The 12,657-nt window shown below is 73.0% G+C and carries 14 protein-coding genes and 1 other RNA gene; 7 read left to right on the top strand and 8 right to left on the bottom strand.

The genetic code is table 11. The features are described from left to right. The first annotated feature begins 293 nt into the window (after nt 1-293). Nucleotides 294-1,085, top strand: a complete 792-nt coding sequence (gene trpA, locus V8J39_RS18090) for a tryptophan synthase subunit alpha (RefSeq protein ID WP_336462348.1) — start codon at nt 294-296, stop codon at nt 1,083-1,085. A gap of 1,007 nt (nt 1,086-2,092) precedes the next feature. Here the strand turns inward: trpA and rpmG are convergent. Beyond that, on the bottom strand, nt 2,093-2,260 hold the full coding sequence (gene rpmG, locus V8J39_RS18085) for a 50S ribosomal protein L33 (RefSeq protein ID WP_336462347.1): 168 nt from the start codon (nt 2,258-2,260) through the stop codon (nt 2,093-2,095). Between the two features lie 181 nt (nt 2,261-2,441). Here rpmG and V8J39_RS18080 point away from each other — a divergent pair, with 181 nt between their 5' ends. Beyond that, entirely contained in the window at nt 2,442-2,948 is a 507-nt protein-coding gene (locus V8J39_RS18080; protein WP_336462346.1) for a GNAT family N-acetyltransferase, read from the top strand. Nucleotides 2,949-2,976: 28 nt separating this feature from the next. Here the strand turns inward: V8J39_RS18080 and rnpB are convergent. The 6 genes from rnpB to V8J39_RS18050 all read right to left on the bottom strand — a co-directional run bounded on the left by rnpB (nt 2,977) and on the right by V8J39_RS18050 (nt 8,255). Next, an RNA gene (gene rnpB, locus V8J39_RS18075) (RNase P RNA component class A) lies at nt 2,977-3,398 on the bottom strand. Between the two features lie 143 nt (nt 3,399-3,541). Further along, nucleotides 3,542-4,240, bottom strand: coding sequence for an N-acetylmuramoyl-L-alanine amidase (locus V8J39_RS18070; RefSeq protein WP_336462345.1), 699 nt, complete (start codon nt 4,238-4,240; stop codon nt 3,542-3,544). Next, the gene (locus V8J39_RS18065; RefSeq protein WP_336462344.1) at nt 4,237-5,088 is read right to left on the bottom strand and encodes a hypothetical protein; all 852 of its coding nucleotides are present in this window, start codon (nt 5,086-5,088) and stop codon (nt 4,237-4,239) included. Before V8J39_RS18065 ends, V8J39_RS18070 begins: the two co-directional genes overlap by 4 nt. 55 nt (nt 5,089-5,143) lie before the next feature. Beyond that, nucleotides 5,144-6,631, bottom strand: a complete 1,488-nt coding sequence (gene gatA / locus V8J39_RS18060) for an Asp-tRNA(Asn)/Glu-tRNA(Gln) amidotransferase subunit GatA (RefSeq protein ID WP_336462343.1) — start codon at nt 6,629-6,631, stop codon at nt 5,144-5,146. A 4-nt stretch (nt 6,632-6,635) separates the two neighbouring features. Continuing rightward, nucleotides 6,636-6,923: an Asp-tRNA(Asn)/Glu-tRNA(Gln) amidotransferase subunit GatC gene (gene gatC / locus V8J39_RS18055; RefSeq protein ID WP_336462342.1), complete on the bottom strand. Its 288-nt coding sequence runs from the start codon at nt 6,921-6,923 to the stop codon at nt 6,636-6,638. Nucleotides 6,924-7,040: 117 nt separating this feature from the next. Then, the gene (locus V8J39_RS18050; RefSeq protein ID WP_336462341.1) at nt 7,041-8,255 is read right to left on the bottom strand and encodes a Bcr/CflA family efflux MFS transporter; all 1,215 of its coding nucleotides are present in this window, start codon (nt 8,253-8,255) and stop codon (nt 7,041-7,043) included. 107 nt (nt 8,256-8,362) lie between these two features. On the opposite strand from V8J39_RS18050, the gene V8J39_RS18045 reads away from it, so the two are divergent. The 5 genes from V8J39_RS18045 (at nt 8,363) to V8J39_RS18025 (ending at nt 12,175) form a co-directional block, all read left to right on the top strand. Next, a complete protein-coding gene (locus V8J39_RS18045; protein WP_336462340.1) occupies nt 8,363-8,965 on the top strand; it encodes a TetR/AcrR family transcriptional regulator in 603 nt (200 codons plus the stop codon). 126 nt (nt 8,966-9,091) lie between these two features. Then, a complete protein-coding gene (locus tag V8J39_RS18040) occupies nt 9,092-9,787 on the top strand; it encodes a metal-dependent hydrolase (RefSeq protein ID WP_336462339.1) in 696 nt (231 codons plus the stop codon). A gap of 274 nt (nt 9,788-10,061) precedes the next feature. Beyond that, nucleotides 10,062-10,754, top strand: a complete 693-nt coding sequence (locus tag V8J39_RS18035) for a phosphatidylserine decarboxylase (RefSeq protein ID WP_336462338.1) — start codon at nt 10,062-10,064, stop codon at nt 10,752-10,754. A gap of 4 nt (nt 10,755-10,758) precedes the next feature. Then, nucleotides 10,759-11,550: a CDP-alcohol phosphatidyltransferase family protein gene (locus V8J39_RS18030; RefSeq protein ID WP_336462337.1), complete on the top strand. Its 792-nt coding sequence runs from the start codon at nt 10,759-10,761 to the stop codon at nt 11,548-11,550. A 4-nt stretch (nt 11,551-11,554) separates the two neighbouring features. Beyond that, the gene (locus V8J39_RS18025; protein ID WP_336462336.1) at nt 11,555-12,175 is read left to right on the top strand and encodes a class I SAM-dependent methyltransferase; all 621 of its coding nucleotides are present in this window, start codon (nt 11,555-11,557) and stop codon (nt 12,173-12,175) included. On the opposite strand, the gene V8J39_RS18020 is transcribed toward V8J39_RS18025, so the two are convergent. Next, a complete protein-coding gene (locus tag V8J39_RS18020; RefSeq protein WP_336462392.1) occupies nt 12,172-12,621 on the bottom strand; it encodes a nucleoside deaminase in 450 nt (149 codons plus the stop codon). The two genes, V8J39_RS18025 and V8J39_RS18020, sit on opposite strands and share 4 nt — an antisense overlap. Nucleotides 12,622-12,657: the final 36 nt, after the last annotated feature.

Below are 12,657 nucleotides of genomic sequence, written 5' to 3'. Positions count from 1 at the left end.
GGTGTCGCAGGGCTTTTAGGCAAAGCCCCGCGCGGGTGCAAGCGACGCGCGCGGCGGGACAGGCTGGGCGGGTCAGGCGGGGCGCGGCGGATGAACGCGGCGCGGGCCCGGGGTGGGTGCCGCGGGCGGCTGCAGGCGTCCGACCCGCAGGCGCCGTCCCTTTCCCGGCCCCCGGGCGGAGGTCACCGCGCCCGCAGCGGCGCAAACGTCGCCTTCGGCCACGGCGGCGCCGCTTCCGGCATTGATTTTCCCGGGGCGAGCGGGCATCACCCGGGCGTTCAAGGAGAGGCCCCATGACCCGGATCGACGACACTTTCGCGCGGCTGAAACAGGAAGGCCGCAAGGGCTTCGTCGCCTACCTGATGGCCGGCGATCCCGATGTCGAGACCTCGCTGGCCGTGATGAAGGGCATGCCGGCCGCCGGCGTCGACGTGATCGAGCTGGGCCTGCCCTTCACCGACCCGATGGCCGACGGCCCGACGATCCAGCTTGCCGGCCAGCGCGCGCTGGAAGGCGGCCAGACGCTCGACCGCACGCTCGAGATGGTGCGCGCCTTCCGGGCCGGGAACGACACCACGCCGATCGTGATGATGGGCTATTACAACCCGATCTATTCGCGCGGCGTCGACCGCTTCCTGGCCGAGGCGAAGGCCGCTGGCATCGACGGGCTGATCATCGTCGACCTGCCGCCGGAAGAGGACCCCGAGCTGTGCCTGCCCGCGCAGGCGGCGGGGCTGAACTTCATCCGCCTCGCGACGCCGACGACGGACGACGCGCGGCTGCCGGTGGTGCTGCAGAACACCTCGGGCTTCGTCTACTACGTCTCGATCACCGGCATCACCGGCTCGGCCACCGCGCAGGCGACCGATGTCGGCCCCGAGGTCGCCCGGATCAAGGCGGCGACCGACCTGCCGGTGGTGGTGGGCTTCGGCATCAACACCCCCGAGGCGGCGCAGACCATCGCCGGCACAGCGGACGGCTGCGTCGTCGGCTCGGCGATCGTCAAGCTGATCGGCGAGGGCCGCCCGGTGGACGAGATCCTCGAGCGCGTCGCCGCGCTGGCCGCGGGCGCCCACGCCGCCTGAGGGCCCTGCCCGGTCCCGGACCGCATCCGCCGCGTGCCCCCCGGGCGCGCGGCGCTTTCGTTCAGGGCGCATGGCGGCGCCATGCCCGGGCGGCCGGGCAGGCACTCCCCGCCGCCGCGCCGCGGCCCGAGCGGCGCACTGATCGCGCGACGGGGGGGGGACCGCCGGGATGCGCTGGAGCTTCTGCCCGCTGTCGTCGTGAGCAGACCCGCCATCCGGCCCCGTGGCGGCCCCCCTAGGCGGCCTCGCGGCGCGCTCCTGGGCCGGGGCGCGCGTCAGCCTGCCTCGGGCAGCACCGACAGCAGTTGCCGCACCGCGCCCGGCGTGGCGAGGCGCAGCACCCGCCGGCCCTCGGCATGGCTCATCAGCAGCCTGAGGTGGCGGTCACGGGTCGCGGTGCGCGAGCGGATTGCGTACAGCNTGCCGCACCGCGCCCGGCGTGGCGAGGCGCAGCACCCGCCGGCCCTCGGCATGGCTCATCAGCAGCCTGAGGTGGCGGTCACGGGTCGCGGTGCGCGAGCGGATTGCGTACAGCGCAAGGTCGACGAAGCCGCGCCTGAAGCTCTCGTCGCAACCCTCGGGCAGGTCGGGGCGCGCCGCGCCGCGCCGGGTCGCCAGCACGCGGGTGAACAGCCGCGCGATCCGCAGCCAGATCGGCAGGTCGAGCCAGATCAGCATCTCGGCGGCATCCGCCGCCTCGGGCTCGGTGCGGGCATAGTCGCCCTCGATGATCCAGGCGGCATCGCGGTGGATCTCGCGGGTCATCCAGTCGCGGTCGGCGCGCGGACGCGCCACCCAGCCGGGCTGCCAGTGGACGTGATCAAGATGATGCACCGGCAGGCCGAGGCGCCGCCCGAGTTCGACCGCCAGTCGCGACTTGCCCGCCCCGGGCCCGCCGACGATCAGGATCCTCTGCATCCGTCCCCGCCCCCTCCGGCAGACCCCCTCCCCCGGAAGAAAAAGGCCGCACCCTTCGGCGCGGCCCTCATCCGGCGGATCGGCAGATCTTACTTGATCTTGCCTTCCTTGTATTCCACGTGCTTGCGCACGACGGGGTCGTACTTGTTGACCGACATCTTCTCGGTCATGGTGCGGGCGTTCTTCTTGGTCACGTAGAAGTGCCCGGTGCCCGCCGTCGAGTTCAGACGGATCTTGATCGTCGTCGGCTTCGCCATTGTCTCTCTCCTGGAGCCGGGCGCGCCTGACAGGCGGACCCCTCGAATTCCTTGAAGCCCGCCTTTTACCCATGCCGGCCTCCGAGTCAACCGCGAATCCTGCACCGCGCGCCGCCGCGGCGCAAAGCGCGCGCGACAGCGGGTCCTTGCGCCGCCGCCGCCCCCGCGGCAGGGTCGCGCCATGACCGAAGACGACGCCCCCGTCCGCCCCTGCACCGCCGCCGACCTGCCGGGCCTGCTCGCGCTCTACCGCCACCTCGCGCCCGGCAATCCCCCGCCGGCCCCGGCCGAGGCCGAGGCGATTCTCGGCCGGATCGCGGCGGTGCCGGGCAGCGCCGTGCTGGTCGCGGCGCAAGCGGGCCGCGTCCTTGCCAGCTGCACGCTGATGGTGATCCCGAACCTCACCCGCGGCGGCCGCCCCTTCGGCCTGATCGAGAATGTCGTGACCGACCCCGCGTATCGCGGCCGGGGCCACGGCACCCGCCTTCTCGACGCGGCGAGCGCGGCGGCCTGGGCGGCGGGCTGCTACAAGGTGATGCTGCTGACCGGCTCGTCGCGGCCCACGACGCTCGACTTCTACCGGCGCGCGGGCTTTGCGCAGACCAAGACCGGCTTCCAGAAGCGGCGCGCGGAGGTCGAGTGCCCCGGGGACGGAGGATCCGAGCCGGACGGTCCCCGGCGGGGATGATCCGACCGGAGCGATCTGCGCGGGACGTCTGTGCGGGCGGCCTGTAAGCCGGATTCTGTCCCGGGGGCGCGAACCCCCATGGATGACCATTCCTCTCGGCCCGCCCTTGCGGACGCGCTCAAGCTGCCAACCCGGGCCTCTCGGGTCGAAGCATCCCTGCGGCGGTATCGCCCGGCCTGGACCGGCCGACCAGCCCCGCGCGAGGCCCCTATTCGGCATTGCTCCGGGTGGGGCTTGCCGTGCCGTCCCTGTCGCCAGGTCCGCGGTGGGCTCTTACCCCACCGTTTCACCCTTACCATGACCGGGCCGGAGCCCTTCGCATGGCGGTCTCGTTCTCTGTGGCGCTTTCCCTGGGGTTGCCCCCGCCGGGCGTTACCCGGCACCCTTGCTTCGTGGAGTCCGGACTTTCCTCGACGGGGTTGCCCCCGACGCGGTCATCCGGCCGCCCGCACGGGGGTTGCGCTACGTGGTTCGCGCGGCGCCGTCAAGACGGGGGCTCCGCCCCCGCGCGCCGCGGCGCGCTCCCCCGGGATATTTCGGCCAATGCGAAAGCGACGATCGGGGGTGCGGACATCTTCCCGGGGAAGGCTCCGTCAGGCGCCGGGGACGTGAGCCCCCGGCCCCGCCGGCCAGCGGCGCGCGAGTTCGGCGGCGATCGCGGCGTCGCGCCCGTCGGCCGGGCCGGCGACCCCGGGGCGGAAGCGCAGGCGGAACGCCGCGAGGCGCAGGTCGGGCGCGACCTCGGCCGGATAGCCGAAGGCCAGGAGATCGGCGTCGAGGCCGCCGACGGGCGCGGTGGCGGCCGGGTCGTCGGCGGCGGACGGCCAGGGCGCGAGCCCCGCGCGCCCCAGCCGGCGCCAGTCGAAGCGCGGGCCCGGGTCCGCCTTGCGCCCCGGCGCCATGTCGGAATGCCCGATCACCCCCGCGGCCGGGATCGCCCAGCGCGCGCGGATGCCCGCCAGCAGCCCGTGCAGCGCATCGATCTGGCGCGCCGCGAAGGGCCGCTCGCCGCGATTGTCGAGCTCGATGCCGATCGAGCGGGAATTGAGGTCCGACAGCCCGCCCCAGCTGCCCGCGCCCGCGTGCCAGGCCCGGCGGCGCTCGTCGACCAGCGCCTCGACCCGGCCGTCCGTGCCGATCAGCCAGTGGCACGAGACCTCGGCCGCCGGATCGCAGAGCCGCGCGCGGGCGGCGGCATGGCTTTCCATGGCGGTGTAGTGGATGACCACGTGGCTGGGCACGAGCCCGCCCCGCCGCTCGCCGTGATTGGGCGAGGGGAAGCCGGCGGTCACTTCTTCTGGAACGGCCGCGGATCCCACAGGCAGGCATAGCCGTCGCCATCGGGATCGAGGTTGCCCGGGTCGCGCTCGGGGCCGCCGCGGTTGAGGAACTCGATCTGCGCGAGATCCTGCGAGGCGAAGCGGCCGCAGTTGCGCTGCACGCTCGAGAGGTGCAGCGACGAGCGCGGATAGACCTGCTCGCCCAGCGCGTTGCGGGCGTTGACGGCGTATTCGACGATGTTCGGCCCGTTGCCGGCGCGCTGCGGCAGGGCGGTCGGCGCGATCTGCTGGTAGGTCGCGGCATTCTGCTGGATCCGCGCGCGGTCGGCCTCGATGGAGCGTTCCGAGGACACGGCGGAGAAGTCGTTCTCCGACGAGATGCCGCCGTTGTCGATCACCGGCGCGGCGGCGGCCGCGGATGGCGCGGCGGTCACTTCCAGCTGCGGGCTGACGCCGGCGCCCGGGGCGGGCAGCGGCTGCCCCATCGGTTGGCCCATCGGTTGGCCGACCGCGGTCCCGGAGGGCGCGCGGCCGAGCGCCTGAAGGGTGGCCGTGCCGATGTCGCCGCCAGCGCCCGTCATGCCGGTGCCCGTCATGCCGGCTCCGGTCGCCGCGGCGGCCGCCCCCGGCAGGGTGCCCTGCATCGTCCCCTGCGGCCCGCCGTTCTGCACCAGCCCCGCCTGCGCGCCATAGCTGCCCTGCGGCGCCGCGCGGCCGGTGTTCTGCGCCATGTAGCCCGCGTAGTCGTTGAACCCGACGCCCGCCGCGTCATCGGGGGCCACCGGGGCACAGGCCGTCATCGCCAGCAGCGGCAGGGCAGCGGTCAGCGCAACATGCGGGAACAGGCGAAGGACGGTCATGGCGGTCTCGGCTACTGCGGTCGGGGACAGGTGGCGCGCGGGAATGCGGCGGCGCTTACCACCATTTCGACGGTTTTGAAACGAAGGCGGCGGCGCGTTCGAGCACGTAGGCGTGATTGAGAAGGTCGCCCTCCTCCCACGGCCGCCCGATCAGCTGCAACCCCAGCGGCAGGCCCGAGCCCGACATCCCCACCGGAACCGTCACGCCGGGCAGCCCGGCGAGGTTCACCGTCACGGTGAAGACGTCCATCAGGTACATCTCGACCGGATCGGCATCGGTCACCTCGCCGATCCCGAAGGCCGGCGAGGGCGTGGCGGGGGTCAGGATCGCGTCGATCCCCTGTTCGAAGGCCAGTTCGAAATCGCGCTTGATCAGCGCGCGGACCTTGCGGGCGCGGTTGTAATAGGCGTCGTAGAAGCCCGCCGACAGCACGTAGGTGCCGACCATGATCCGGCGCTGGACCTCGGGGCCGAAGCCCTCGGCGCGGGTCTTCTCGTACATCTCGGTGATGCCGTCGCCCTGCGCGAGCTTCGCGCGGTGGCCGTAGCGCACCCCGTCATAGCGCGCGAGGTTCGACGAGGCCTCGGCCGGGGCGATCACGTAATAGGCGGGCAGCGCGTATTTCGTGTGGGGCAGCGAGATGTCGACGATCTCGGCGCCGGCATCCTTCATCATCGCGATGCCGTCGTCCCAAAGCTTCGCGATCTCGGCGCTCAGCCCGTCCAGCCGGTATTCCTTCGGGATGCCGATGCGCTTGCCGCGGATGTCGCCGGTCAGCGCGGCCTCGAAATCGGGGACCGCGATCTCGGCGCTGGTCGAATCCTTCGCGTCCGCCCCGGCCATCGCGCCCAGCATGATCGCGGCGTCGCGCACCGACTTGGTCATCGGGCCGGCCTGGTCCAGCGACGAGGCATAGGCGATGATCCCCCAGCGCGAGACGCGCCCGTAGGTCGGCTTGATCCCGGTGATGCCGGTGAAGGCCGCCGGCTGGCGGATCGAGCCGCCGGTGTCGGTGCCGGTCGCGGCAAGGCACAGGTCGGCGGCCACCGCCGCCGCCGAGCCGCCCGACGAGCCGCCGGGCGTGATCTTCGCGTCGTCGCCCGCCCGCCGCCAGGGGCTGATCGCGGGGCCGTAGCACGCGGTCTCGTTCGACGAGCCCATGGCGAACTCGTCCATCGACAGCTTGCCCAGCATCACCGCGCCCGCGTCGAAGAGCTTGCCGGTGACGGTCGATTCGTATTCCGGGGTGAAGCCCCTGAGGATGTTCGACGCGGCCTGCGACGGCACGCCCTTCGTGCAGAACAGGTCCTTCACGCCGATCGGCACGCCGCACATCGCGGGCGCGTCGCCCGCCGCCAGCCGCGCGTCGGCGGCGCGCGCCTGCGCCAGCGCGATCTCGGGCGTGTTGTGCACGAAGGCGTTCAGCGCGCCGCCGGCATCGATCGCCGACAGGCACGACATCGTCAGGTCCTCGGCGGTGAACTCGCGCTTGGCAAGCCGGTCGCGGGCCTCGGCGATGGTCAGGGTGTTGAGTTCGGTCATCGTCTTATTCCACCACCTTCGGGACCGCGAAGAAGCCCTCGCGCGCGTCGGGCGCGTTCGACAGAACCTTCTCGGGCATGTTGCCGTCGGTCACCACGTCCGCGCGCCGCTTCAGCCGCATCGGCGTGACCGAGGTCATCGGCTCGACGCCCTCGACGTCGACCTCGTTCAGCTGCTCCATGAAGCCGAGGATGTCCGAGAGCTGCTCGGCCAGCCGGGGCAGGTCTTCGGGCTTCACGGCGATGCGCGACAGCTGCGCGACGCGGGCGGCGGTGGCGATGTCGATGGACATGGATCCCGGGCTCCTTCTGATCGGGGCCGGGTTTACCCATCAGGGCGCCACGCTGCAAGCGCGGCGCGCACCCCGGGGCGGCGGTCGGGCCCGCAGCCGGACCCCGGGGTCGCGGGGTCAGGCCCGGGCCCGGGTCCGGGGGGCGGGCCCGGGCGCGGCAAGGTGCCACAGCGCCGTCGCCGCCAGCGCCGGCAGAAGCAGGCCAAGGCTCATCGGCAGCGCCGACTGCCCGGCGGCCAGCGCCACCGCCGAGGAGACCGCGAAGGCCAGCCCGAACTGCAGCGCCCCCATCAGCGCCGAGCCCATCCCCGCCGCCGCCCGCGCCGCCTCCATCGCCAGCGCCATCGCGTTCGCCGACAGCAGGCCCACCATGCCGATGGCGATCCACAGCGGCACCACGAACACCCACAGCTGCGCCGTCCCCGAGACCAGCACCGTCGCCGTCGCCGCCAGCGCATAGGCCGGCAGCCCCGCCCCCAGGATCGCGCCCGGCGCGAAGCGGTCCAGCAGCCGCCCGTTCAGCCGCCCCGCCGCCAGCAGCGCCGCCGCGATCGCCGCGAACAGCAGCCCGTAGGCCAGCGCCCCCAGCCCGAACACCCCCTGGAACACGCCCGACGAGCCGGTGATGAAGGCGAACATCCCGCCCTGCACCAGCCCCGCCGTCAGCGCCGGCACCACGAAGGCGCGGCTGCGCATCAGCGCGCGGGCATGGCGCAGCGCCGTCGGCACCGGCCGTGCCGGCCGCGCCGCACGGGCCCGCGTCTCGGGGATCACCGCCAGCGTCAGCCCGAAGGCCAGCGCCCCGACCCCGACCATGCACCAGAAGATCGACCGCCAGCCGAAGCCCTGCAGCAGCAGGCTGCCAAGCGTCGGCGCCGCGATCGGCCCCAGCGTCATCAGCATCACCAGCACCGTCATCGCCTTGGCCGCGCGCGGCCCCTCGTAAAGGTCGTTGACCACCGCGCGCCCCACCACCATCCCGGCACAGGCGCCGATCGCCTGCACGACCCGCAGCGCGTTGAACACCGCGATCTCGCCGGTCGCCAGCAGCAGCCCCGAGGCGATCGTGAACAGCGCGCAGCCCGCCAGCAGCGGCAGCCGCCGCCCCAGCACGTCGGCCAGCGGCCCGACCACCAGCTGCCCCAGGCAAAGCCCCAGGAAGAACAGCGACAGCGACAGCTCGGTCTCGCTCCGGCCCGCGTGCAGCGCCGCGGCCAGATCGCCCATCGCCGCAAGGTACATGTCGGTCGCAAGCGGCGGGAAGACCGACAGCAGCGCGAGAACGCCGGTCATGGCCGCGGCGCGGCGGGACGACAGCAAGGGGATCGACATCTGCACCTGTCCTGGCGGGAGGAATTAATGGACTGCGGTCCAGTCACAATTGATGGACTTCGGTCCAGAAATCAAGTTCCCTGTGCCGGAACCCGGGGAGACAGGCGATGGATGACGGCGAGCGCCGCGCGGGGCGGCCCCGCGATGCCGAGGCCGGCAAGGCGATGAAGCGGGCCGCGCTGCGGCTGGTGCGCGAGCGGGGCTATGACAGCGTGTCGATCGGCCAGATCGCCTCGGTGGCCGGGGTCGCGCGCCAGTCGATCTACAACCGCTGGCCGGCAAAGGCGGATCTCGTGCTCGAGGCGGTGTTCGAAACCGGCGCGGGCTTCGACCCGCCGCCGGTCGGAACGGCGCCGGGGCCGGTCGCGGCGCGGCTCGAGACCTTCCTGCTGGCGGTCTTCGACCATGTCGCGCGCGACGGCGAGACGCTGGCGGCGCTGATCGCCGCGGCGCAGGCCGACGCGGCGTTCCGGCAGGCGTTCCGCGACCGCTTCGTGCTGCCGCGCGAGGCGCTGGTGACCGACATGCTCGACGAGGCGCGCCGGACCGGCGAGATCGCCCCCGGCCGCGACCCCGCGCTGATCTCGGCGATGATCCACGGCGCGTTCTGGTACCGGCTTCTGAACGGCCTGCCCGTTGATGCACAGCTCGCGCGGGCGCTGTGCCACGAGGTCTTCGGCAGCCCCTCCGCCAGCCGGGCCGGCGGCTGACCCGACCGCTCACCGTGGCCCCGGGCGGACCCGACGGCACCGGGGCGCAAGCGCATCGCCGCATTTTCCTTGGGCGCGCCGCGCCCTATGGTCTCGCAGCAAGACACACCGCAAGGAGAAGACACGATGAAGATCACCTGGCTCGGCCATGCCGGTTTCCGCATCGAGATCGAGAACGCCGTCATCCTGCTCGACCCCTGGCTGACGGGGAACCCGATGTTCCCGGCCGAGAAGCGGGCCGAGGCGATCGCCGGCGCGACGCATGTGCTTCTGACCCACGGCCACGGCGACCATACCGGCGACGCCGCCGCCATCGCGACCGAGCTGTCGATCCCGGTCGTGGGCGTGCCCGAGATCGTGGGCTGGCTGCAGGCGACCGCGGGCGTCGCCGACGGCATCGGCTTCAACAAGGGCGGCACGGTCGCGCTGGGCGGCGCGGAGGTGACGATGGTCATGGCCACGCATTCGTCGTCGGTCACCACCGATGCGGGGCCGCTCTACATGGGCACGGAATCGGGCTACATGATCGCGGGCGAAGGCCACGTGATCTACGTCTCGGGCGATACCGACGTGATGGCCGACATGCAGATCTTCGCCGACCTGCACGCGCCCGACATCGGCATCCTGTCCTGTGGCGGGCACTACACGATGGACATGAAGCGCGCGGCCTACGCGGCCAAGACCTTCTTCGACTTCAAGACCATCATCCCCTGCCACTACCGGACCTTCCCCGCCCTCGCCCAGTCGGCCGCGCCGCTGGCCGAGGCCCTGCCCGAGGTCGAGGTCATCGAACCCGAGGTCCTGACCCCGATCACGATCTGACGGCCGCTCCCCGCCGGGAAGACCCGCGCGGGGCATCCCGGCGCCGTCGCGCCGCCCGGGTGATACCGCCCGGCGACAGCCGGCCGGGAGCACGCTCCGCGCCCCGCTCCCCGGCCCGGCCGGGACGCGCGGATCCCGGCGCGGCCCGGCCGGGGATGCAGGCACGCGGCAACGGACCGGCGCCGCGTGCTTGCATCCCCGGCCCCTTGCCTTAGGAAGGTTGCGACGACGCCGACCGCCGCGCGTCCCCACCGACCCGCGAGGCCCGCCGACGATGCGCATGACCGACACCTTCCTCAAACCGATGCACCCCGAGGGCTACCGCTTCGTCGCGATCTTCGCCGCGATCACCCTCGTGCTGTTCTGGCTGTGGGAGCCGCTGGGCTGGATCGGCGTCATCCTGACGATCTGGTGCTACTACTTCTTCCGCGACCCCGAGCGCGTCACCCCGACCCGCCCGAACCTGGTGATCAGCCCCGCCGACGGCATCATCTCGATGATCGAACCCGCGGTGCCGCCCGAGGACCTCGGGATGGGCCCCGAGCCGCTGACGCGGATCTCGGTCTTCATGTCGGTGTTCAACTGCCACGTGAACCGCGCGCCGGTCTCGGGCGAGGTCACGGCGATCTCGTACCGGCCCGGCACCTTCGTCAACGCCTCGCTCGACAAGGCCTCTGAGGACAACGAGCGCAACTCGCTCGCGATCCGGCTGGCCGATGGCCGGCAGGTGGCGGTGGTGCAGATCGCGGGCCTCGTCGCGCGCCGGATCCTGTGCTTCGTCAAGGTCGGCGCGCCGCTGGCCGCGGGCGAGCGCTTCGGCCTGATCCGCTTCGGCTCGCGGCTCGACACCTACCTGCCGCCAGGCGTGGTGCCGCTGGTCTCGGTCGGCCAGACCACGGTCGCGGGCGAGACGGTGCTGGCCGACCTCTCGGCGCCCGTCGCGCCGGCGACGCCCCGGGCGGGCTGAGCCGATGCGCCCGCCCCGCCGCCGCCTGCCCCGCGCCCCGGCCCGCGACTTCTCGCTGCTGCAGCTGCTGCCCAACATCCTGACGGTGGGGGCGATCTGCGCCGGGCTCAGCTCGATCCGGTTCGGGGTGCAGGGGGAATACCTGCTGGCGGTCGAGCTGATCTTCTTCGCCGCGGTGATCGACGGCGTCGACGGCTCGCTGGCGCGGCTGCTGAAAAGCAACAGCCGGATGGGGGCCGAACTCGACAGCCTCGCCGATTTCCTGAACTTCGGCTGCGCGCCCGGCCTGCTGGTCTATTTCTGGGCGCTGCAGGACATGCGCTCGGCCGGCTGGCTCGCGGTGCTGGCGCTGGCGGTCTGCTGCGTGCTGCGGCTGGCGCGGTTCAACGTCGCGATGAAGGCCGAGGACGACGTGCTGCCGGGCCCGGCGCTGCCGCCGGGGTATTTCATGGGGGTGCCCTCGCCCGCGGGCGGACTGCTCGCGATGCTGCCGATGTACATCTCCTTCGCCTTCACCTCGCCGGGCGGCGCGCACGAGCCGGTGCTGCCGGGCATCGTCACCTGCGCCTGGCTGGCGGCGGTGGGGCTGCTGATGATCTCGCGCATCCCGACCTGGTCGCTGAAGGCCGCGCGGATCGGGCGCGAGAACGTGAAATTCCTGCTGGTCGGCGTCGCCGTCGCCGGGGCGGCGCTGCTGACCTATCCGTGGGAGACGCTGATCCTGTTGTGCGCGGCCTATGCCGCGATGGTCGTGCTGGCCTTCGTGCGCCCGCCGCGCCAGCGTCACCGGGGCTGACACGATGGACCTGAGCGCCGTCAGCACCACCTACGCCCGCTGGGCGCGGTTCTACGACCAGAGCTTCGGCGCCCTGACCCATGCCGGGCGCCGCCGCACCGTCGACTGGGTCAATGCCCGCGGCGGCCGGGTGCTGGAGATCGGGGTGGGCACCGGGCTTGCCCTGCCCTTCTACGGCCCCGGCTGCCGCGTCACCGGCATCGACTTCTCGGGCGAGATGCTGACCCGCGCCCAGGCCCGGGTCGCCCGCGACCGGCTGGACACGGTCGAGCTGCTGGCGCGGATGGATGCCCGCAGCCTCGGCTTCGCCGACGCCAGCTTCGACACCGTCACCGCGATGCACGTGATGTCGGTCGTGCCCGAGCCCGAGCGGGTGATGGCCGAGATCGCCCGCGTCACCCGCCCCGGCGGCCACGTCGTGCTGACCAACCACTTCCGGTCCGAGACCGGCGCCATGGCCTGGCTCGAGCGGCGCACCGCCGGCCTGTCGGACCACCTCGGCTGGCATTCCGACTTCGACCTTGCGCGCGTGACCGGCACCCCGGGGCTCGAGCTGATCGAGACCCGCGCCTTCCCGCCGGCGGGGATGATGACCTTCCTCGCCTTCCGCCGGGTCGCGGACTAGCGCCGGGCGGCGAAGAAGTCGCGCAACAGCGCCTCGGCCGGGGCGCGGGCGATGCCGTCATAGACCTCGGGCGCGTGGTGGCACTGCGGATGGGCGAAGACCCGCGCCCCCTGCGCCACGCCGCCCGACTTCGGATCGGCCGCGCCGTAGTACAGCCGCCCGATCCGCGCATAGCCGATCGCGGCCGCGCACATCGGGCAGGGTTCCAGCGTCACCCACAGGTCATGGCCCGGCAGCCGCTCGGACCCCGCGGCGCGGCAGGCCGCGCGCAGGGCCAGAACCTCGGCATGGGCGGTCGGGTCCGACAGCTCGCGCGTGCGGTTCCCGGCCTGCGCGACGACGCGGCCGCCCGGCGCCACCACCACCGCGCCGACCGGCACCTCGCCGCGCGCGGCCGCCGCCGCGGCCTGGGCCAGCGCGATCTCCATGAACGAGGTGAAGGGCACGGTCATGCCATGGTCATCCCACAGCCCCGCCCGCCC

Source organism: Frigidibacter sp. MR17.24 (genome assembly GCF_037095655.1).
GTDB lineage: Bacteria > Pseudomonadota > Alphaproteobacteria > Rhodobacterales > Rhodobacteraceae > Frigidibacter.
The sequence above is the reverse complement of the archived record's forward strand: the minus strand, read 5'-3'. Positions and strand labels throughout refer to the sequence as shown.

What these genes read in the sequence shown, in the direction of transcription:
- trpA (WP_336462348.1), top strand. Translation starts at nt 294, where the DNA reads ATGACCCGGATCGACGACACTTTCGCGCGGCTGAAACAGGAAGGCCGC.
- rpmG (WP_336462347.1), bottom strand. Translation starts at nt 2,260, where the DNA reads ATGGCGAAGCCGACGACGATCAAGATCCGTCTGAACTCGACGGCGGGC.
- V8J39_RS18080 (WP_336462346.1), top strand. Translation starts at nt 2,442, where the DNA reads ATGACCGAAGACGACGCCCCCGTCCGCCCCTGCACCGCCGCCGACCTG.
- V8J39_RS18065 (WP_336462344.1), bottom strand. Translation starts at nt 5,088, where the DNA reads ATGACCGTCCTTCGCCTGTTCCCGCATGTTGCGCTGACCGCTGCCCTG.
- gatA (WP_336462343.1), bottom strand. Translation starts at nt 6,631, where the DNA reads ATGACCGAACTCAACACCCTGACCATCGCCGAGGCCCGCGACCGGCTT.
- gatC (WP_336462342.1), bottom strand. Translation starts at nt 6,923, where the DNA reads ATGTCCATCGACATCGCCACCGCCGCCCGCGTCGCGCAGCTGTCGCGC.
- V8J39_RS18050 (WP_336462341.1), bottom strand. Translation starts at nt 8,255, where the DNA reads ATGTCGATCCCCTTGCTGTCGTCCCGCCGCGCCGCGGCCATGACCGGC.
- V8J39_RS18045 (WP_336462340.1), top strand. Translation starts at nt 8,363, where the DNA reads ATGGATGACGGCGAGCGCCGCGCGGGGCGGCCCCGCGATGCCGAGGCC.
- V8J39_RS18040 (WP_336462339.1), top strand. Translation starts at nt 9,092, where the DNA reads ATGAAGATCACCTGGCTCGGCCATGCCGGTTTCCGCATCGAGATCGAG.
- V8J39_RS18035 (WP_336462338.1), top strand. Translation starts at nt 10,062, where the DNA reads ATGCGCATGACCGACACCTTCCTCAAACCGATGCACCCCGAGGGCTAC.
- V8J39_RS18030 (WP_336462337.1), top strand. Translation starts at nt 10,759, where the DNA reads ATGCGCCCGCCCCGCCGCCGCCTGCCCCGCGCCCCGGCCCGCGACTTC.
- V8J39_RS18025 (WP_336462336.1), top strand. Translation starts at nt 11,555, where the DNA reads ATGGACCTGAGCGCCGTCAGCACCACCTACGCCCGCTGGGCGCGGTTC.